Below are 19,182 nucleotides of genomic sequence, written 5' to 3' on the forward strand. Positions count from 1 at the left end.
CGGCGCGGAGCCGCCATCGCGGTCAGCGGCCCTGCCAGACCGGGGGACGCTTCTCCACGAACGCGCGCATACCCTCCCCGGCGTCCTGCGACGACAGGGCGGCCGCGGCGACCTGCCCTTGCTTGCCGAACGCCTCGGCCACCGACCAGTCCGGGGCCTGGTCGATGATCTGCTTGCTCGCATCGATACTCAGCGGAGCGTTCACCGCGATCCGCTCGGCCAGCGCCAGCGCCGCCTCGAGCGCCTTGCCCGGCGCGGCGACCTCGTTGATCAAACCGATCTCGGCGGCGCGGGCCGCGGTGATCGGGTCACCGGTCAGCGCCAGTTCCATGGCGATCGCCCGGGGTAGTCGCTGCGTCAGGCGCAGCACGCCACCGCCGACGGCGACCAGGCCGCGTTTGACCTCCGGGATGCCGAACGTCGAATCGCTCGCCGCGACAATGAGATCGGCGGCCAGCGCCAATTCACAGCCGCCGGCCAGCGCGGGACCCTCCACGGCCGCGATGAGGGGCTTGCGCGGCGGCTGGGAGACGATGCCGAGGATGCCGCGCTTCTCGGTGACCGGCACCTCGCCACGAGCGGCCGCCTTGAGATCCATACCGGCACTGAAATATCCGCCCGCACCGGTGAGAATCGCGATGCGCGCATTCGAATCACCCTCGTAGGCGTCGATCGCGCGCTCCAGCCCCAGCGCGGTGGCCAGGTTGATCGCATTGCGCGTCTGGGGCCGGTTGATGGTGATGATCATGACGTGGCCGCGGCGCTCGATGAGCACCGGCGCGGGCGGCGGAGGCGGCAACGCGACCCGGGGCAGACCCGCCGTGCTCAACCCGTGACCGGGCGTCGCCGCCACCGCCGTCTCCGGAGCAGTGCCGGTGGATACACCGGTATCGGATTCCCCTGTGCCGGACTCGGATCCGCCGACCTGCGCGGGCCTCGGGACGATCGCGTCACCGTCCACGGTCACCGGCAGGCCCAGCCAGTCGTCCTCGGTGAGGGCGGTGAGCAGGGCGGAATCGGTGGAGCGCACCAGGACTCGCTCACCCTGCGGGGTCAGCACGCTCACGATCGCGGCCTCGGGACGGCCGTCGCGGCCGTAGGGCAGCGTGTAGGCCTCCACCACGGCCTCGCCGCTGTAACCGGTGCGGGCCGGGCGGGCCGGGGGATGCTCGATGACCGGGGTCAGATGCCGGTAGCTCTGCCGCGGCGGGGTCGCCGAGTACACGCCGAGGGCGTGCTTGGTCAGATACCAGCCCAGAGACGTTGCCAGACCGAAGGATTCCGGCTCGGCGCGCAACCGCTGCACCAGCGTCGCCACCGCGTGACCGCCGTAGTTGTTGCCCGGCCCGCCACCGAAGGTCAGGCCCCCGGTCACCGACAGCGGCCGCTTCGGATCCTCCGCCGGCAGCCCCAGCTCACGGGCCGCGATCTGCACCGCCACCGGGAAACACGCATACAGATCGACATGGGCCAGCGCGTCGGCGGTGATGCCCGCATGGTCGAGCACCGCCGCACCCAGCGTGCGGATCGCGGGAGACGCCGCCAAATCGCTGCGCTCACTGACGAACCACTCGTCGGTGCCCGAGGCGCCCGCGTGCAGGAACACCCACTTGTCCTGCGGAATACCCGCCGCCTCGGCGGCCGCCGCGCTGGCCACGATGATGCCCGAGGCCATGTCCACCGTCAGGTTCGCGCACTCGAGTTTGGTGTAGGGCGCGGAGATCATGCGATTGGCCTCGGTCACCGTCGCGATCTCGGGGGCCGGGAACTCCTGCGGCTGCCAGGCATTCGGATTGGCCGCCGCCACCGCCGAGAACCGCGACCACATCTCGGCCACCGCCGCCGCATGCTCGGCCGGAGTACGGCCCAGCCGCCCCCGATTGGCCGACTCCAGCAGCGCGTACATATTGATCGGCGCCTGCAGCCCGGCCGCCGACTCGGCCGCATTGTTGGCCGCCTTGTCGATCCCCACCGTGCGCGTCGGCGCCACCGCCGGATCCTGCACCGGCCAATCCAATTCGATCCCGGCGCGCTGCGCCGCCGCCTGCGTGGCCCCGGCCTCGGCACCGGTCACCAGCACCAGGTCGTAATCGCCGGCCGCGATCGCCGCGGCCGCCTCGTTGAGCACCAGCTGCCCGCCATCACCCCCGAACGGGCTCGACTGCACCGTCTCCGCCGCGCCCGCGCCCACCGCGCGCGCCACCAGCGCACCCAGGTCCCGGTACTGCCACGACGTCGGCGCCACCGCGAACACCGCATTCGCCCGCGCCAGCAACGCTTCCCCCGCCCCGGCATCGGCGGCCGCCGCGCGCAACGCCCGCACCGCCAGCTGCGCGGGATCACCGTAGGACGGGTCGGGGGTGCGCTGCACCACCTGCCCGACGCCCACCAGCACCGGCGTGCCCGGCGCCAGCAGCGTCCCGGACGCCCGGTGTCGCACCGCCTTGTGCGCCGCCCGCTCCGTCGTGCTCGACTTGGCCGCCGCCACGGACGCGGGCAGCGCCGCCAGCGAATCACGCAGCGCGTCACCCAGCGCCCGCGCCACCGTCGCGCCCAGCGGCCCGTCGACCGGCTGCCCCGACAGACCCGCGTCGAGGTACACACTCGACCCGGACCCGTTGGGCGCCACCGTGATCCACAACCCCAGACCCAGCCCCTGCGGCCCGCGCCCGCGCATCGCCAGTCCCGTGTCGCCGACCTCGGTCACCGTCCACGCCACATCCGCCGGGATCCCCATGAACCTGGCCACCTGCGTGTACTCCACGCCCACCGCCGCCGCCCCCGGCGCCTCCCCGCGCCAGCCCGCATGGAACACCACCCACTCCGGAAGCCGTTGCAGCTGCACCAGATACGCCAGCGTCGCGGCCGGACCGGTCTCGAGATCGTGCTGGGCGTGCGCGGTGCGCGGGTAGTCCGCCAGCCCCGCCGGCACCGCGTGCTCGGCCGGGACCGCCGCCTCGCCGGGACCGCCGTGACCGGTCAACCCGGCGATCAGCTCCCGCACGATGCGCGGATCGCGGCGCACGCTGCCGACCAACTGCCCACCCGCCCGCAACCGCTTGCGCACCGACGCACTCCGATCGAGCCCCTGCCCGACCACCGCACGCAAACGCTCGAAACCCGGCACCGCACTCACGGCCCACCTCCTCACCGAGGGTCCACACCATCCGGCCCTCACGGTATCGGCCGCCGACCGGCCGCGGGAAGGGCGAGGGCGACTTCGCACCCCCGCCAACCGGATTCGCCACCACCCCTTTCCACCCGCCTATGTGTAAGCGTAGACTTACGGTTCGTGGGTACTTACCAAAGCGCCGCTCTCGACGCCCTCGGTGACCCGACCCGGCGAGCCATCTTCGAACGCCTCGGCCGAGGCCCGTGCGCGGTCGGCGAACTCGCCCAGGAGCTTCCCGTGTCCCGGCCCGCCGTCTCCCAGCACCTCAAGGTGCTCAAAGAGGCCGGCCTGGTCCGCGACGAAGCCGTCGGCACCCGGCGCGTCTACCGGCTCGACCCCAGCGGCATCGACGCGCTGCGCGCGTACTTCACCCACTTCTGGTCGACCGCGCTGTCGGCCTTTCGCGACGAAGTGAACCGCCAAGCCCAGCAGGACCACACCCAGGAGCAGCCATGACCCAGCACACCGACACCGTCACCGTCGAAGTCACCGTCGACGCACCCATCGACAAGGCCTACCGCGTCTTCACCACCGGCATGGACACCTGGTGGCCGCGCGACCACCACATCGGCTCCGGCCCGCTGGCCGAAGTCGTCGTCGAACCCCACGTCGGCGGCCGCCTCTACGGCCGCGAAGCCGACGGCACCGAATGCCCGTGGGGCCGGGTGCTGGAGTGGTCACCCGACACCCACTTCGCCTTCTCCTGGGACATCGACCTGAGCTGGAAACCCGAATCCGACCCGGCCCGCACCAGCCGCGTCGATGTCACCTTCACCGCCCTCGACCCCGGCCACACCGCCGTCACCCTGGTGCACTCCGGCTTCGAAAATCACGGCCCCGGCTGGGAATCCATGCGCGACGCCGTCGGCTCCCCGGGTGGCTGGCCCGCACTGCGCGACAACTACGCCAAGGTCGTCGCCGCCTGAGCGGGCACCCTCACAGCAGGCGGGTGAACCACACCTGATCCCGCAACCGGATCCCGTCCACCACGATCTCCTCCGCATACCCGGCCGCGGCGGTGAACACATCGGGCACCACCCGCGTCATCCGGAACCCGCACCGCTGATAGAACCGCAGATTCCCCACATCGGCGGTGGCGGTGGCCACCTCCAGCCGGCGCACCCCGGCGTCGGTGGCCACCGCCACCACCCGATCGATCAGCCGCCGGCCCACCCCGGTGCCCCGCACCGGTTCCGCCACAGCGGTATTGACGATCTCCCAGGTCGATTCCCCGGCCCCCGGCGCGGCCTGGACATGGCCGACCACCGCCCCGGAGTCGTTGCGCGCCACCCACACCCGCCCCCGGCCGATATACCCGGCCAGCGACTGCTCGGAATCCTCGGCCATCCGGAACGACCACGCGATCTCGGCGCGATCACCGAGGAACTCCTCGATCCGCACCCCACCCGCCGCCTCCGGCACCACGATCAGCATCCACCCCTCCGGATCCAGCACCGCGAACGCCCCCGCCGCCACCCAGTACGGATTGTCCGGAATCACCTCGGCCACACCATGATCGGCCAGCCGCGCCCGCAACCGCGCGAATCCCGACCGCAGATACAGCACCACCGCATGCTCGGGACCCGGCGGTGCCGGTGGCGGCGCGCCCTCGCGGCGCACCAGCTCCAGCTGCGCCGACGCGTCCGGCAGCCCGAACACGAACCCGCTGTAGCCGGCATGATCCTCGAACACGAAAAGTTGTGTCAGTCCGACGATCTCCCGATAGAACGCCGCACACTCCACCAGCCGATCGGTCTCCCGCGCGAAACGCGCCGCCGCCAGCGACCACTCGCCGCGACCGGACTCCGGGGCAACCACAGGCACATCCTCCTCACAGACAACGACACCCGCACGACAGCATGCGCGGCCCGGCGCCGAGCAGTCGACCCATTTCTCCCGAACCGCCCGCCCGGCCCCGCGACACCGCACACCCTGCCGACCACCGACCGGCCGAAACACGAACGCGCGAGCCCGGATCCGGGCCCGCGCGTCGACTCACGCCCTCGTGCGGCTCAGAGCGCGACACCCAGCAGGGCGTCGACGGTGTCCTTGATCAGGCCCGGCGCCGCGGTATCGGGTCCGCCGTAGGCCAGCGCCTGCTGCGCCCACGCGTCGATCGCCGCGATCGCCTTCGGCGTGTCCAGATCGTCGGCCAGATGCCGCCGCACCCGCGCCACCGTGTCACCGGCCTCGGGACCCGACTGCAGCGCCACCGCCGCGCGCCACCGCTCCAGGCGCGAAAGCGCCTCGGCCAGTACCGCATCCGACCACTCCCGGTCGGCGCGATAGTGGCCCGCGAACAGCCCCAGCCGGATCGCGGCCGGGTCGGTGCCCGCGCGGCGCAGCTTCGACACGAACACCAGATTGCCGCGCGACTTCGACATCTTCTCGCCGTCGAGCCCGATCAGGCCCGCATGCACGTAGTGGCGGGCGAAACGGCGTCCCTTCACCAGCGCCTCGGCGTGCGCGGCCGAATACTCGTGGTGCGGATAGATCAGGTCGCTGCCGCCGCCCTGCACATCGAACTCGGTGCCGATGCGGTTGAGCGCGATCGCCGCACATTCGATGTGCCAGCCGGGACGGCCCGCCCCGAACGGCGCCGGCCACGACGGCTCACCCGGCCGCTCCGCGCGCCACAGCAGCGCATCGATCGGATCCCGTTTGCCCGGCCGCTGCGGATCCCCGCCGCGCTCGGCGAACAGTCGCTCCATGGTCGCCCGGTCGTAGCCGGACTCGTACCCGAACTGCTCGGTCGCGTCGTGACGGAAGTAGATGTCGGCGTACTCCGGATCGTCGACCACATACGCCGCACCCGAGGCGAGCAGCTTGTCGACCAGCTCCACCACCTCCTGCACCGACTCGATCGCGCCGATGTAGTCGCGCGGCGGGATCACCCGCAACGCGGCCATGTCCTCACGGAACAGGTTGATCTCCCGGGTGCCGAGCTCGCGCCAGTCGATACCGTCGCGCTGCGCGCGCTCGAACAGCGGATCGTCGACATCGGTGGTGTTCTGCACGTAGTGCACCTCGTGCCCGCCGTCGCGCCACAACCGGTTGACCAGGTCGAAGGTCAGATAGGTGGCCGCGTGCCCGAGATGGGTCGCGTCATAGGGGGTGATGCCGCACACGTACATCGTCGCGGTGGCGCCGGGGGTCACCGGGCGCACCTGCTTGTCGGCGGTGTCGAACAACCGCAACGCCGGTCCGGATCCGGGAACGGTCGGGACAGCGATATCGGACCAGGACTGCATGAATCGAGGTTAACGCTGTGATCGCGGCGCATCCCCGCCGCCCCCGTACCGGTGTGCCGCGCGACACCCACCCGCCCTGGCCGACCAGCACCCTAGTCGCGGGCGCGAATGTGTCAAGAGTTGCAATCACGACGAGGCGAAGGTCGCCGTCGGCCGGGTCAGAACGCGGGCCAGGGAATCGGGCGCTGACTCACCGGCATCGGCATCACCGGCTCCTCCAGCAGGGCCCGCCCGCGCGCCTCGAGCGCCTCGATCTCGGCGTCGGTGAGGAACTCCGCCAGCCGCTCACCCAGCTCACCGGGCAGTGCCTTGACCAAAACCGTGATGTCGGTGAGCAATTCGTCACCGATCGGCTCACCGGCCCAGCCCCACAACACCGTGCGCAACTTCGGGTCGCGGTGCAGGCAGATGCCGTGATCGACACCGTAGACCCGCCCGTCGAGCCCGACGAGGGCATGCCCGCCCTTGCGGTCGGCATTGTTGAGCAGCACATCCAGCACCGCCATCCGATGCAGCCGCGGATCATCGGCGTGCACCAGCGACACCGGATGCCCGCCCGGGTCCAGCGCCCGCAACACCTCCCGATACCCCTCGGGTACCGCATCCACCGGGCACAGATCCACCAGATCCGGGCCCTGGGCATCCTCGGCGGTCTCGATCCAGCGCTGCACCATGCCCGGCCCGAAAGGACCCTCCCGCAACACGGTTTCGGGGATCACGCCCCAGCCGATCGCCTCCGACACCAGATAGGAGGCCACCTCCCGCCCGGCCAGCGTGCCGTCGGGGAAATCCCACAGCGGTCGCTCCCCGCATACCGGCTTGTACACCACCCGCAGCCCCGCGCCATCGGTCTCGCAGACGAGCGTGACATTGCTGGCGGTGGTGACCTGCCCGATCACCGTCAGCTCGGCGGTGCGCAGCCCGTCCTCGCTCACGCCGTCATTCCTCGAGTTCATTGGCGCCGAAGATGTCGCCGCGTTTGTAGCCGTTGGTGCGCACGCACATGTGCCCCTTGGACGACAGCGGTTCCCCGCACAGCGGGCACGGCGGGCGTCCGGCGGCGATCACGCGCGCCGAGCGCAGCGCGAACTCGCGCGCCTGCACCGGGGTCAGGAACACCCGCACCGCGTCGGGACCCTCCTCGGTGTCGTCGAGCACCACCGATTCGTCCACCTCGGTCTCGGTGATCGCCAGCAGCTCCACCACCACCGCGCCCGCGTCGGCGTCCCAGCCCAAACCCATGGTGCCGACCCGGAATTCGGCATCGATCGGGGTGATCAACGGCGCGGTGTCGGCCACATCGGCGGCCTGCGGCGGCACGGTGGTGCCGAAGCGTCGTTGCACCTCGTCCAGCAGCAGACCCATCCGATCGGCCAGCACCTTCACCTGCTGCTTCTCCAGCAGCACGCTGATCACCCGCGGGTCCTGCACGGCTTGCAGGTAGAACGCGCGGTCGCCCGGCTCGCCGACGGTGCCGGCGACGAAACGATCGGGGGTGCGGAAGATATGGATTGCTCGGCCCATTGCACCTCCATTCGGTTCACTCACACTTATGAATCGGGGCGTTCCGCTACCCCATTATCCGTACTGATGGTGGTACCCGTTTCTCCGCCGGGAACCGGCCCCGAGTGCGATTCGCCGCCGGTTCGCGGTGAAATCGCCGCCAACGCGGACAGGTCCGTCCCGGTGTCGTTGACCCGCCACACGTACGGGGCGGTCGGGGTGTAGCGGATGACGCTGATCGACGCGGGTTCCACCACGATGCGCTGGAACCCGTCGAGGTGAATGCCGAACGCGTCGGCCAGCACCGATTTGATGACGTCGCCGTGCGTGCACGCAATCCACAACACATCGCTACCATGCCGGGCCGCGAACTGCCGATCCCGTTCGCGGACAGCGGACACGGCCCGAAACTGCACCTGTGCCAAGGACTCTCCGGAGGGGAAGGTCGCCGCCGAGGCGTGGCGCTGCACCACCTTCCACAACGGCTCGCTCATCAGGTCCGCCAGCGCCTTGCCGGTCCAGTCGCCGTAGTCGACCTCGAGCAGGCGTTCGTCGGGTTCGGGTTCGAGTCCGAGCTTGTCGGCCAGGGGGGCGACGGTGCGCTGGCAGCGCAGCAGCGGCGAGCACACGATGTGTTCGATGGGCAGTGATCCCAGCCGCTCCATCAGGCTCTGCGCCTGTTCGCGTCCGCGGTCGGTCAGATCGACGCCCGCACTGCGGCCGGCCAGGGTGCGAGCGGTATTCGACGTGGACACGCCGTGCCGCAACAGGATCACCGTCACCGGGACAGCCTACTGGCTACGTCGCCGACACGACGCCGGTCGTCAGCAGCACCATCACCGTCAACCCCAGCAGGATGCGGTAACCGACGAACCAGTCCAGCGAGTGCCGCGCCACGAACTTCAGCAGCCACGCCACCGACGCATACCCCACCGCGAAGGACACGATGGTCGCCACCAGCAGCTGCGGACCCGACGCATTGAGGCCCTCACCAGCGGGTTCGAACGCGTCGGGGAGACTGAACAGGCCCGAGGCCAGCACCGCCGGGATCGCCAGCAGGAACGAGAACCGCACCGACGCCTCCCGGGTCAGCCCGCAGAACAGGCCCGCCGACGAGGTCGCGCCCGAACGCGACACGCCGGGAATGAGGGCCAGGCACTGCGCCAGCCCCATGATCAGGCCGTCGCGGGTGGTCAGCAGCTCGATCGGGCGGCGCCGGCGACCGTAGGCCTTGCCCGAGTAGTACTCCGCGGCCGCGATCACCAGGGCGAACACGATCAGCATGATCGACACCAGCCACAGATTCCGTGCGCCGGTACGGATCTGGTCCTTCAGCAGCAGACCCAGCACCCCGATCGGGACGGTGGCGATGATCACATACCAGCCGATCCGATAATCCAGCTCGCGCTGCACGTCGGGATCGGGGCCGAAGGAGAAGCGCCCGTCCTCGGTCAGCACCGGCAGCCGGGTGGTCGCACGCTCGGACACCGGGACCGAAACCCGTTGCGGCGCGGCCATCTTCGACCACATCGTGGTGCACCAGGCGACCAGGATGCGCCAGATGTCCTTGGCGAAGTAGACCAGCACCGCCGCCTCGGTGCCCAGCTGGGTGACCGCGGTGAACGAGGCGCCCGCATCGTCACCGAAGAACACCGCCGAGGTGATCCGCAGATGCGCCGAGGAGGAGATCGGCAGAAACTCCGTCAGCCCCTGCACCAGGCCCAGCACCAGCGCCTGCACCCACGTCATCGACTCGCCCACACACCCTCCAGTCCCGAATCGTCGGCTCCCGGTGCGGATTTCGGCGCCACCTCGCGTCCGAACCGCCACCGCCCTGGCGCATCCGCGCCGCAACACCGCAGCGACCCTACCGGGCGAGTGTCCGAATTCGGACATGCATCCGCGAAATGGGCCCCGTTGCCCGGTGCGGACATCGACCCGCCGCGCTCGCCGCGGGCCGTAGCCCGGCAGATGCGACAGGTGGGCCTAGGCTGACGCGTGTGACGAAAGTGCAAGCGCGGTGATGGAACAACGGACGGTCGGCCGCAGCGGACTGCGGGTCTCGAGGCTCGGGCTGGCCACCCACACCTGGGGCCGGGAAACCGACGCCGAGGACGCGGCCGCCCAGCTGATGGCGTTCGTCGAAGCGGGCGGCACCCTGGTCGACACCTCCCCCGCCTACGGGGACGGCGCCGCGCAACACATTCTCGGCGAACTGCTCTCCGAGATCGGGCGCGAGGATCTCGTGCTGTCCGGAAGTGCCGGATACACACCGATACTCAGCGACGCCGCCGCCGAAGCGCCCGCCGCCGTGCGCTGGACCGTCGACGCCTCCCGGCGCACCATGCGGCGCCAGCTCGACCACACCCTGCGCCAGCTCGGCACCGACCACCTCGACCTGTGGACGGTCGCCGCCTGGGATCCGCACACCCCCCTCGAGGAGATCGCCGACACCCTGTCGTGGGCGGTGCGCTCGGGGCGGGTGCGCTACGCGGGCGCGCGCGGCTACGACGGCTGGCAGCTGGCCACGTTGGCGGCCGCGGCGCCCATCACCGCCGCGACCACCCAGTACTCGCTGCTCGCGCGCGGGGTCGAGCACGAATTCGTGCCCGCCGCACAGCATCACGGCATCGGCCTGATCGCCACCGCGCCACTGGCCGGGGGCATCCTCACCGGCAAATACCGTGACGGCGTGCCCGCCGACTCGCGCGGCGCCGACGAGGCCACCGCCGCCGAGATCACCGCCCACCTCGACGATCGCGCGGTGCGGGTGGTGGACGCGGTGGTCACCGCCGCCGACGGGCTGGGCACCTCACCGCTGGCGGTGGCGCTGGCCTGGATCCGCGATCAGCCCGCGGTGGCGACGATGCTGGTCGGGGCGCGGGATATCGGGCAGCTCACCGGGATTCTGGCCGCCGAAACCCTCGAGCTGCCGCGGGCCATCACCGCGGCGCTGGGAGACGTGAGCGCACGCACAGAATGAGCAAGGCTAACCTTACCTGCATGAGGTGTCTCGTGAATGCCCGCTCGACCGCACGCACGCTGCTGATCATGCTGCTCGGCATCGGCCTGGTCGCGGGCGTCACCGCCTGCAGCAGCGGCACCTCCGGCAGCAGCGGCACCCACGGCCCGGTGACCGCCAGCGTCGGCGACCTGAACCCGGTGGCGATCGGACCCGAACCCACCCCGGTGCTGCCCGCGACCGTGAAGTCCTTCGACGGCAGCGACGTCACCGTCACCGACACCAGCCGCATCATCGCCGCCGACCGCTACGGCACCCTCGCCCAGACGGTCGTCGCGCTCGGCCTCCGGTCAAAACTGGTCGGCCGCTCCAACTCTGCGGCGTTCCCCGCCGTCGAGGACCTGCCCACCGTCTCCAGCGGCGCGGGCACCCTGAGCGTGGAATCGGTTGCGGCACTGCGGCCCACGGTATTCCTCACCGACACCACCGCCGTCACCCCCGCCCTGCGCGAGCAGCTCAAGGCGCTGGGCATCACCGTGGTCTACTTCGACCCGCAACGCACCATGAACGGCGTCGTCCCCCAGATCCAGGCCGTCGCCGCCGCCCTCGGCGTCCCCGACGCCGGCAAGGCCCTGGCCCAGCGCACCCGCGACGAGATCTCCGCGGCCACCGCCTCGGTGCCGCACCAGGATTCGAAGCCCAAGATCGCGTTCCTGTACCTGCGCAGCACCGCCATCACCATGATCGCCGGACCCGGCTCGGGCGCCGACTCGCTCATCACCGCCCTCGGCGGCATCGACGCCGGCACCGCCTCCGGCATCACCCAGGACTTCCTGCCCATCACCAGCGAAGCCATGATCGCCGCCGCCCCGGACGTCTTCCTGCTCATGAGCGACGGCCTGGCCTCCGTCGGCGGCGTCGACGGCCTCGAGAAGATCCCCGGTGTCGCCCAGACCCCCGCCGGACGTGACCGCCGCGTCGTCGACATGTCCGACGCCGTCCTGCTGTCCTTCGGCCCCGACACCGGCCGCGTCCTGGCCGCCCTCGTCAAGGCCGTCTACGGCATGAGCAACGCATGACCGACCCGCGAACCCCGCAACCCGATTCGGCCGGCCCGCCCGGCGCTGCCGCCACACCGGACGGCGACGGGACCGACCCGGCCGCCGACCATGCGGCGAATCGGCCCAGCGCACGCGAGACGACCTCGCCCCCGGGCGAGCGCGACGAGGCCGATCGGGCGATGGCCGAGCGGGCGAACCCGGCTGCCGCCGCGGAGTCCGGCAGCCCGGCCACCGGTCGCGGGGCAGTAGAGGTCGCCGAATCGGAGATGGAATCGGTTGCCGCACACCGTTTGCCGGCGAGTGTGGACCCGGCTCCGGCCGGTCGGCGCAGCCGCCCGCGCACCACGCTGATCTTCGCCGCGGCCCTGGCCGGGCTGGTGGTGCTGGCCCTGATCTCCGCGGCCATCGGGCAGGTGCCGACCAGCCCCGCCGAGGTCGCGGGCAGCGTGTTCCACCGCATCGGGCTCGACTGGGGGCCGCTGCCCCACCATCCCGCCGGCTACGTGACGTTGTGGGAGGTACGGTTCCCGCGCGTCGTGCTCGCGGTGCTCGTGGGCGCCGCCCTGGCCACCGCGGGCGCATTGCTGCAGGGCGTGTTCGCCAACCCGCTCGCCGAACCCGGCGTCATCGGCGTGTCCGCGGGCGCGGCCGTCGGGGCGGGTGCGGTCATCGTGGTCGGCGGCGCGTTCACCGCGGCCTGGTCGGTGGCGGCGGGCGCGTTCGTCGCCGGGCTGGGCACCACCCTGCTGGTGTATCTGCTCTCGCGCTCGGGCGGGCGCACCGAGGTGGTGACCTTGATCCTCACCGGCGTCGCCATCAACGCCTTCGCCGGCGGCGTCATCTCGTTCCTGCTGTTCAAGGCATCCCCGGCGGCCCGCGATCAACTGGTGTTCTGGCAGATGGGCAGTCTCAACGGTGCCAGCTGGCAGGCGGTCAACGTGGTGTGGCCGCTGACCCTGCTGGGCATCGCGGCCGCGATCTGGATGGCCCCGCGCCTGGACCTGCTCGCCCTCGGTGAATCCGCGGCCCGCCACCTCGGGGTCGACGTGGAACGGTTGCGGCGCAACATCATCGTCGTCGTCGCGGTGCTCGCCACCGCCGGCGTCGCCTTCACCGGCATCATCCTGTTCGTCGGATTGATCGTGCCGCACCTGGTGCGCATGCTCGTCGGGCCCGGACACCGGGTGCTGATTCCGCTGTCGGCGATCCTCGGCGCGGCGGTGCTCGTCGCCGCCGACATCGGCGCCCGCGCCCTGGTCCACAACGCGGACCTGCCGCTGGGCATGATCACCTCGCTGGTCGGCGGGCCGTTCTTCTTCTGGCTGCTGCGCCGCACCCGCGCACGATCGGGAGGCTGGGCATGAGCGGACTGCGCGAGCTGGCAACGATTTTCGGACGTTCCCCCGCACTGCCGGAGACACCCGAACCGGGCACGGTCACCTTGCGCGCCCGCAACGTCAGTGCCAAGCGCGGCGACCGCACGGTCCTCGAGGGCATCGACTTCCCGGTGATCGCCGGGCAGATCGTGGCGCTGGTCGGACCCAACGGCGCCGGGAAGTCCACACTGCTGGCCGCCCTCGCCGGGGAACTCGAACTCTCCGGCGGCAGCGTCGAACTCGACGGGCACGCCCTGACCCACTGGACCCACCTGGACATGGCGCGCCGCCGCGCGGTGCTGCCGCAATCGCACACCGTCGGATTCCCGTTCCGCGCACGCGAAGTGGTGGCCATGGGACGCTCCCCGTGGGCACGCACCGGCCGCCAGGACCACGACGACGAGGCGATCGCCGCTGCCATGGCCGCCACCGACGTCGAACGCTTCGCCGAGCGCCCCTTCCCGGCCCTGTCCGGCGGTGAACGCGCCCGCGTCGCCCTGGCCCGGGTACTGGCCCAGGACACCGCGACCCTGTTGCTCGACGAGCCCACCGCCGCACTCGATCTCGGCCACCAGGAGCAGGTGCTGCATCTGGCGCGCGAGCGGGCCGCCGCGGGCGCGGCCGTCGTGGTCGTGCTGCACGACCTCGGTGTCGCCGCCGCCTACGCCGACCGGGTCGCCGTCCTGGAAGCCGGGCGCATCGCCGCCGACGGCCCGCCCCGCCAGATCCTCACCCCCGAACTGCTCTCCCGCGTCTACCAGCACCCGGTCGACGTCTTCGACCACCCGGTGACCGGCGCCCAACTGGTGCTGCCCGTCCGCGGCTGAACCCGCCGAAACCCGTGCGGGCCAAGCGCATTCGCCCCGGCCCGCACGGCGGCAGCGCTGATCAGAGCTGCTGCTGACCCCACAGCAGCCGCAGCGCTCCGTTGACCAGCCACACCGCGAACATCACCGCACCCGCCACCGGAGTCCAGGCCAGGCCCAGCAGTACCGACGCCGCGCCGAACCACGCCACCTCCAAAACGACACGCCGCCAACCGGTTTGCGGGAACCGGGGATCCTGGGCCGCACCGAACAGCGCCCACACCACGATGAACACCGCCGGGGCCGCCAGCCCCAGCAGCACCCGCACCACGATCGGGGCCGACACGGTGAACCCCCACCAGGCGGCCGCACCCAGCACCAACAGTTCCAGCAGGAACATCACCAACAGGTTCGCGCCTTTGAGCACGCTCATCGCCAGACCAACTTCAATACCGCGGGAGTCAACAACATGCGGATCACAGTGGCGTCCAACACCAGTGCCGCGATCATGCCGTAGGCAATGTATTTCATCAGCACCAGATCCGAGAACCCGAACGCCCCGGTCACCACGATCAGAATCGCCGCGGCCGAGGTGATCACACCGCCGGTGTGGGCGATGCCGTAGCGGATCGCCTCGGGCGCATCGGCTCCCGCCGCGCGCGCCTCGGCCATCCGCGACTGCAGGAACACCTCGTAGTCGGTCGACAGGCCGAACAGCACCGTCACGATCAGCACCAGCACCGCGAACATGAGCGGGCCCGGCGTGAAATCGAACAGGCTCGCGCCGTGGCCCTGCACGAAGATCCAGGTCAGCACGCCCAGGGTGGCGCCGAGGCTGAGCGCGCTCATCACCACCGCCTTGATCGCCAGCACCAGCGACCGGAACGCCGCGTACATCAACGCGATCGCCGCCACGACCAGGATCGCCGCCAGCAGCGGCAGCCCCCTGATCAGACCCTGGATCGAATCCCGTTCCAGCGCGGGCACACCCGCGACCATCACCTGCACCCCGTCCGGTTGCGGGATCGAGCGCAGCGCCGCGATCACGCTGTCGGCGTCGCGTTTGTCGCGCAGCCCGCTGGCCAGCACCGTCACCTGATCCTTGGTCGGCGCGGCCGGATCGAACGGCCCCGTCATCTCCGGGCCCACGATCTGATTGGCGGCGTAGCGGATATCCGAGAGCTGCTGCGGATTCGCGCCCACCACCACCAGTTTCAACGGCTCGGTGCGGAACTGCGGGAACATGCGGTCGAAGTCCTGCTGCGCCACCCGCGCCGGATTGTCCGACGCCAGATACCGCTCGCTCAGCCCCCCGAATTCGATACTGCGGAACGGCAGGATCAGCACCAGCAGCATCAGCACCACCGGCACGATCACCAGCCACGGCTTGCGCATCGCGAAAAGCGCCAGCCGCGAGAAGAATCCGGCATCGATCTGCTCGGCGGTGCGGACACTGGCCAGTCCGTGCCATCCCCACAGATCGATGCGCCGCCCCACGATCGACAACACCGCCGGCAGCGCCGTCACCGACAGCACCGCCGCCAGCAGCACCGAGGAGATACCGCCCAGCGGCACCGACCGCAGCACACCGTTGGGGTAGATGAACAACGCGCCCAGGCTCACCGCGATGATCGCCGCCGAGAACAACACCGTCCGCCCGGCCGTCGCCACCGTCCGCGCGGTCGCCTCCTCGACACTGCGGCCCGCCGCCAGCTCCTCCCGGAACCGGGTCACCGCGAACAGCCCGTAGTCGATCGCCAGCCCCAGGCTCACGAGCGTGACCACCGCCGAGGCGAACACGTTGACCTGCAGATGATTCGTCAGCAGCCGCATGATGCCCTGACTGCCCAGGATCGTCATGCCGCCGATCAGCACCGGCAGCAGCGCCCCCACCACCCCGCCGAACACGAAATACAGCAGGATCGCCACCAGCGGCAGCGCGATCAGCTCCGCCCGGCGGATGTCGTCCTGCATGCCGGTGTTGATGCCCTCCACCACCGGCTGCAATCCGGCCAGCTGCACGGTTGTCCCGCCGGGCCCGGAACCGGTTGCGCCCGCGTGGAATTCGCTCTTGATGGCCAGATAGTTGTTCACCGTGTCGGTGCCGCCGGCCCCGCGCAGCCCGATGCTGGCGAAGGCGTGCGCGCGCGAGGCGTCGGCGAACTGCCCCATCAGCGCGCCGTCCCAGTACGAGTCGATCTTCAGGATCCGATCGGGATGCTCAGTGCGCAGCCGGGTCAACTCCGCCGCCACCGCCGAACGCACCGGCTCGTCGTCGACGGTCAGCCCGGGCGGGGCGGTGTAGATCGCGATCAGATCCGCGTCGGTGTCGCGCCCGAAGGTGGCATCGGCCAGCTTCGACGCCGCCACCGACTGACTGGATTCGTCGAACCAGCCCTCCTGGGTGAGGTGATCACCCAGGTCCCGCCCGTAGCACCCCGATACCAGCACCACCAGGCCGAACACGGCGAACACCACGAACCGGAAACGGTGGATCAGCCGCCCCCACCACAGGGATCCGGCCTCGAGCATCAGCCGCAGGCCGCGGTCTTGTAGTCGGCCGAACGCAGAATGCCGCACAGGTCGGTGCGCGAGATCTTCCAGCGCCCGTCCTTGTACACGAAATGCACCACCGTGGTGCGCACATCGGTGCCGGTGCCGTCCTTGTCCAGGCTCAGCGTCGCGGTCAGGGTGCCGTCGTGATTGTCGAACACCGGATCCTTGACCCCGTACACCGCGCGCGGATGATCGGCCAGCGCCTTGTACATGTCCGGGATCGCGTCCTTGAACGCCTCCCCGTCCTCGATCAGCGCGGTGCGGTCACTGTCGGGCAGATTCGGATCCAGCGCGCTCTTGATCTGCGCGTCCAGCTCCCGCGCGGTCGGGATCGCCGGCTTGTTGGCGCTGCTCTGCGCGGCCGCGGCCGCCGAGGACGAACTCAGTGCCGCGTACGCCGAGGACCGTGCCTGGGCCACCTTGGACTCGTCGTCGCCCCCGCCGCACGCGGCGATCGACGCGCCGAGCACGGTCAACAGGAGCGCGGCGGCGGCCGGTCGTCGAAGTCGCATCAACATCCTCGTCAGCTCGAACTGCGGTTGTGTGCCGTTAGTTTGTCACGCGCCGCGCCCGGGGGTGATTCCTGTGTCACAGACACCCGGTTCCGTGCGAGCGGCTCACATGCCGTCGATGACCGCGCTGAGCCGGCCCAGCAGCGCCCGCACCGTGATGGCCTCCCGCAGCTGCGCGGCCGGCACCGGCGTGGCCTGCGGAATCAGATCACGCACCAGCGCCACCACGCTGCGCTCGTCGTCGAGATCGATATCGGTCACCGGTGCCAGCGCCACCGCTTCGACGTCCTCGGGGCCGGGCACGGCGGTGGCCAGCCCGAGCCGGTAGATCTCGAGGGTGAGGGTCGCGCGGTGGGTGCGGAAGGCGAAGGACCGCCCGTCCGCGGTGACCCCGAACCCGTGCGCGTAACGACCCACCGTCACGTCTTCGACGGTGAAGCCCGGAGTGTGGTCGGCTACCAACAGATCTCCCTGATACAGCACGCTTTTGCCTTCCACGGTAGCCGCACCGGCCGACAGCGCCACCGAAAGCCCATGTCACATCATGCAAATCGGCCCGGGAGGCGGCGGCACGCCGCCGCGAAGACCCCCGCTTGTCGGGTGTGGTGACGGATCATGGTCAGATAAGAGAGCACGCATGATTTCGTCGGTCAGTTCGGTCAGTAAGGAGTTCGCTGCATGCGCCGTCGCGGCTGGATCGGTTCAGCCCTCGCGGGTGTGACCGTGGTGACCCTGCTGGCGGGCTGTTCCTCCCAGGAGAACAACGCCGACAACGCCACTCGCGACCCGGCCACCCCCGCCGCCGCGCCCGCGGCCACCGCGGCCCCCGCCGGGGAGGTGACCCCCAGCACCCCGATCTCGCTGCTGGTCTCCGAACCGGCCACCGGAACCCTGGCCGCCGCGACCACCGCCGGCGACAAGCCCGTGCTGCGGCTCACCGACACCGCCACCCCCGGCAACCACCGGACCACCGATGTCCCGCTGCCCGGCAAGGCCGCCTCGCTCGCCCTCGGCAGGCCCGGCGAGATCCTCGTCGCGGTGCCCGGCAGGATCCTTCGCGTCGACGCCGCCTCGGCCAAGGTCACCGAGATCGCGATCGACGGCGACGTGCACGCGGTGGCGCTGCGCCCCGACGGCTCGCTGGTGGCGGGCCTGGCCAACGGCAAGGTGCTGCTGCTGGACGCGGACGGCACTGTGCGCCATACCATTTCGGGTCTGTCCTCCGCCGATGCCGTCGAGGCCGGCGACGGCGCGGTGGTCGTGCTCGATCGCCGCCAGACCGCCATCGTCCAGCTCGACGGCACCAGCAGGCTCGGGCTGTCGCTGCGCGCGGGCGACGGGGCGTCGAACATGATCGGCGACCACTTCGGCCGCCGCATCGTCACCGACACCGCCGGGCAGGAACTGCTGGTCTACACCGCCGATCCCTTGGTCCTGCACCAGCGTTTCCCGGTAGGCTCTTCGCCCTACGCACTCGCCTACGATCAGCGGTCCGAGACCGTGTGGGTGACGCTGACAGGCAGTAATGAAGTCGTCGGCTACGACCTGTCGACGGGTATACCGGTAGAGGTGGGGCGCTACCCGACGGTGCGCCAGCCCAATGCGGTGACCATCGACGGCCGCACCGGTGACATGTTCGTGGGATCCGCGACCGGTGACGGTCTGCAGCGGATCGGCGCGGACCAGCGGAAGAGAGGGCAGTGATGGCTCGGGCCTCACGATCGGCGCACCAATCGCGCACATTGCCGGAGGGCTGGGAGGAATCCAGCGACGAATGGGAATACGTGCCCCTGCGGCTGCCGCCCGGCATCAGCAGGGTCACCGCCTCCATGCGACTGTCCATCCACGCCGAATACGGTGGCTGGGAGTTGTCGCGGGTGCGGGCATACACCGACGGCAGCCGTCGGGTGTTACTGCGCCGCCGCAAGACGACCCCCCTGCTATCCCCGACACCCGAGGCGGTGATGTAACCCCCCATGTACG

At 70.7% G+C, this 19,182-nt stretch carries 19 protein-coding genes; 8 read left to right on the plus strand and 11 right to left on the minus strand.

Translation table 11 applies throughout. The features are described from left to right. Window positions 1-22 precede the first annotated feature (22 nt). The gene (locus tag AB0L60_RS10205) at window positions 23-3,136 is read right to left on the minus strand and encodes a crotonase/enoyl-CoA hydratase family protein (protein ID WP_364610286.1); all 3,114 of its coding nucleotides are present in this window, start codon (window positions 3,134-3,136) and stop codon (window positions 23-25) included. Window positions 3,137-3,292: 156 nt separating this feature from the next. On the opposite strand from AB0L60_RS10205, the gene AB0L60_RS10210 reads away from it, so the two are divergent. Then, entirely contained in the window at window positions 3,293-3,628 is a 336-nt protein-coding gene (locus AB0L60_RS10210; RefSeq protein ID WP_364610289.1) for a metalloregulator ArsR/SmtB family transcription factor, read from the plus strand. Continuing rightward, the gene (locus AB0L60_RS10215) at window positions 3,625-4,098 is read left to right on the plus strand and encodes an SRPBCC family protein (protein WP_364610292.1); all 474 of its coding nucleotides are present in this window, start codon (window positions 3,625-3,627) and stop codon (window positions 4,096-4,098) included. Before AB0L60_RS10210 ends, AB0L60_RS10215 begins: the two co-directional genes overlap by 4 nt. Before the next feature lie 10 nt (window positions 4,099-4,108). On the opposite strand, the gene AB0L60_RS10220 is transcribed toward AB0L60_RS10215, so the two are convergent. The 6 genes from AB0L60_RS10220 to AB0L60_RS10245 all read right to left on the minus strand — a co-directional run bounded on the left by AB0L60_RS10220 (window position 4,109) and on the right by AB0L60_RS10245 (window position 9,822). Beyond that, window positions 4,109-4,990 carry a GNAT family N-acetyltransferase gene (locus AB0L60_RS10220; protein ID WP_364610295.1) on the minus strand — a complete coding sequence of 294 codons (882 nt, stop codon included), beginning with the start codon at window positions 4,988-4,990 and terminating at the stop codon, window positions 4,109-4,111. A 194-nt stretch (window positions 4,991-5,184) separates the two neighbouring features. Then, the gene (gene mshC, locus AB0L60_RS10225; protein WP_364610298.1) at window positions 5,185-6,423 is read right to left on the minus strand and encodes a cysteine--1-D-myo-inosityl 2-amino-2-deoxy-alpha-D-glucopyranoside ligase; all 1,239 of its coding nucleotides are present in this window, start codon (window positions 6,421-6,423) and stop codon (window positions 5,185-5,187) included. 158 nt (window positions 6,424-6,581) lie between these two features. Next, window positions 6,582-7,358, minus strand: a complete 777-nt coding sequence (locus AB0L60_RS10230; RefSeq protein ID WP_364610301.1) for an SCO1664 family protein — start codon at window positions 7,356-7,358, stop codon at window positions 6,582-6,584. A 4-nt stretch (window positions 7,359-7,362) separates the two neighbouring features. Further along, a complete protein-coding gene (locus AB0L60_RS10235) occupies window positions 7,363-7,947 on the minus strand; it encodes a DUF3090 domain-containing protein (protein ID WP_364610304.1) in 585 nt (194 codons plus the stop codon). Window positions 7,948-7,973: 26 nt separating this feature from the next. Beyond that, window positions 7,974-8,708 (minus strand): histidine phosphatase family protein, encoded by a 735-nt coding sequence (locus tag AB0L60_RS10240; protein ID WP_364610307.1) that lies wholly within the window; start codon window positions 8,706-8,708, stop codon window positions 7,974-7,976. Between the two features lie 16 nt (window positions 8,709-8,724). Then, on the minus strand, window positions 8,725-9,822 hold the full coding sequence (locus AB0L60_RS10245) for an undecaprenyl-diphosphate phosphatase (protein WP_364610310.1): 1,098 nt from the start codon (window positions 9,820-9,822) through the stop codon (window positions 8,725-8,727). Between the two features lie 127 nt (window positions 9,823-9,949). Between AB0L60_RS10245 and AB0L60_RS10250 the strand changes: the two genes are divergently transcribed. The 4 genes from AB0L60_RS10250 (at window position 9,950) to AB0L60_RS10265 (ending at window position 14,152) form a co-directional block, all read left to right on the plus strand. Continuing rightward, window positions 9,950-10,909, plus strand: a complete 960-nt coding sequence (locus tag AB0L60_RS10250; RefSeq protein WP_354832450.1) for an aldo/keto reductase — start codon at window positions 9,950-9,952, stop codon at window positions 10,907-10,909. Between the two features lie 20 nt (window positions 10,910-10,929). Next, window positions 10,930-11,967 carry an ABC transporter substrate-binding protein gene (locus AB0L60_RS10255; RefSeq protein WP_364610314.1) on the plus strand — a complete coding sequence of 346 codons (1,038 nt, stop codon included), beginning with the start codon at window positions 10,930-10,932 and terminating at the stop codon, window positions 11,965-11,967. A 248-nt stretch (window positions 11,968-12,215) separates the two neighbouring features. After that, window positions 12,216-13,313, plus strand: coding sequence for an iron ABC transporter permease (locus AB0L60_RS10260; RefSeq protein ID WP_364610876.1), 1,098 nt, complete (start codon window positions 12,216-12,218; stop codon window positions 13,311-13,313). Then, a complete protein-coding gene (locus AB0L60_RS10265) occupies window positions 13,310-14,152 on the plus strand; it encodes a heme ABC transporter ATP-binding protein (RefSeq protein WP_364610317.1) in 843 nt (280 codons plus the stop codon). The genes AB0L60_RS10260 and AB0L60_RS10265 overlap by 4 nt, the downstream gene beginning before the upstream one ends. Before the next feature lie 61 nt (window positions 14,153-14,213). Here the strand turns inward: AB0L60_RS10265 and AB0L60_RS10270 are convergent, their stop codons facing one another. The 4 genes from AB0L60_RS10270 to AB0L60_RS10285 form a co-directional block, all read right to left on the minus strand. Next, on the minus strand, window positions 14,214-14,564 hold the full coding sequence (locus tag AB0L60_RS10270) for a YrdB family protein (RefSeq protein WP_364610320.1): 351 nt from the start codon (window positions 14,562-14,564) through the stop codon (window positions 14,214-14,216). Continuing rightward, a complete protein-coding gene (locus AB0L60_RS10275; protein ID WP_364610323.1) occupies window positions 14,561-16,663 on the minus strand; it encodes an MMPL family transporter in 2,103 nt (700 codons plus the stop codon). Before AB0L60_RS10275 ends, AB0L60_RS10270 begins: the two co-directional genes overlap by 4 nt. Further along, a complete protein-coding gene (locus AB0L60_RS10280; RefSeq protein ID WP_364610326.1) occupies window positions 16,663-17,199 on the minus strand; it encodes a hypothetical protein in 537 nt (178 codons plus the stop codon). The genes AB0L60_RS10275 and AB0L60_RS10280 overlap by 1 nt, the downstream gene beginning before the upstream one ends. 105 nt (window positions 17,200-17,304) lie before the next feature. After that, window positions 17,305-17,682 carry a hypothetical protein gene (locus AB0L60_RS10285; RefSeq protein ID WP_364610329.1) on the minus strand — a complete coding sequence of 126 codons (378 nt, stop codon included), beginning with the start codon at window positions 17,680-17,682 and terminating at the stop codon, window positions 17,305-17,307. Between the two features lie 195 nt (window positions 17,683-17,877). Between AB0L60_RS10285 and AB0L60_RS10290 the strand changes: the two genes are divergently transcribed. Next, on the plus strand, window positions 17,878-18,903 hold the full coding sequence (locus AB0L60_RS10290; RefSeq protein ID WP_364610332.1) for a hypothetical protein: 1,026 nt from the start codon (window positions 17,878-17,880) through the stop codon (window positions 18,901-18,903). Beyond that, window positions 18,903-19,169, plus strand: a complete 267-nt coding sequence (locus tag AB0L60_RS10295; protein WP_040857817.1) for a DUF5703 family protein — start codon at window positions 18,903-18,905, stop codon at window positions 19,167-19,169. Before AB0L60_RS10290 ends, AB0L60_RS10295 begins: the two co-directional genes overlap by 1 nt. The last annotated feature ends 13 nt before the right edge of the window (window positions 19,170-19,182 follow it).

Source organism: Nocardia sp. NPDC051981, from assembly GCF_040680715.1.
In the GTDB taxonomy this organism is placed as follows: Bacteria; Actinomycetota; Actinomycetes; order Mycobacteriales; family Mycobacteriaceae; genus Nocardia.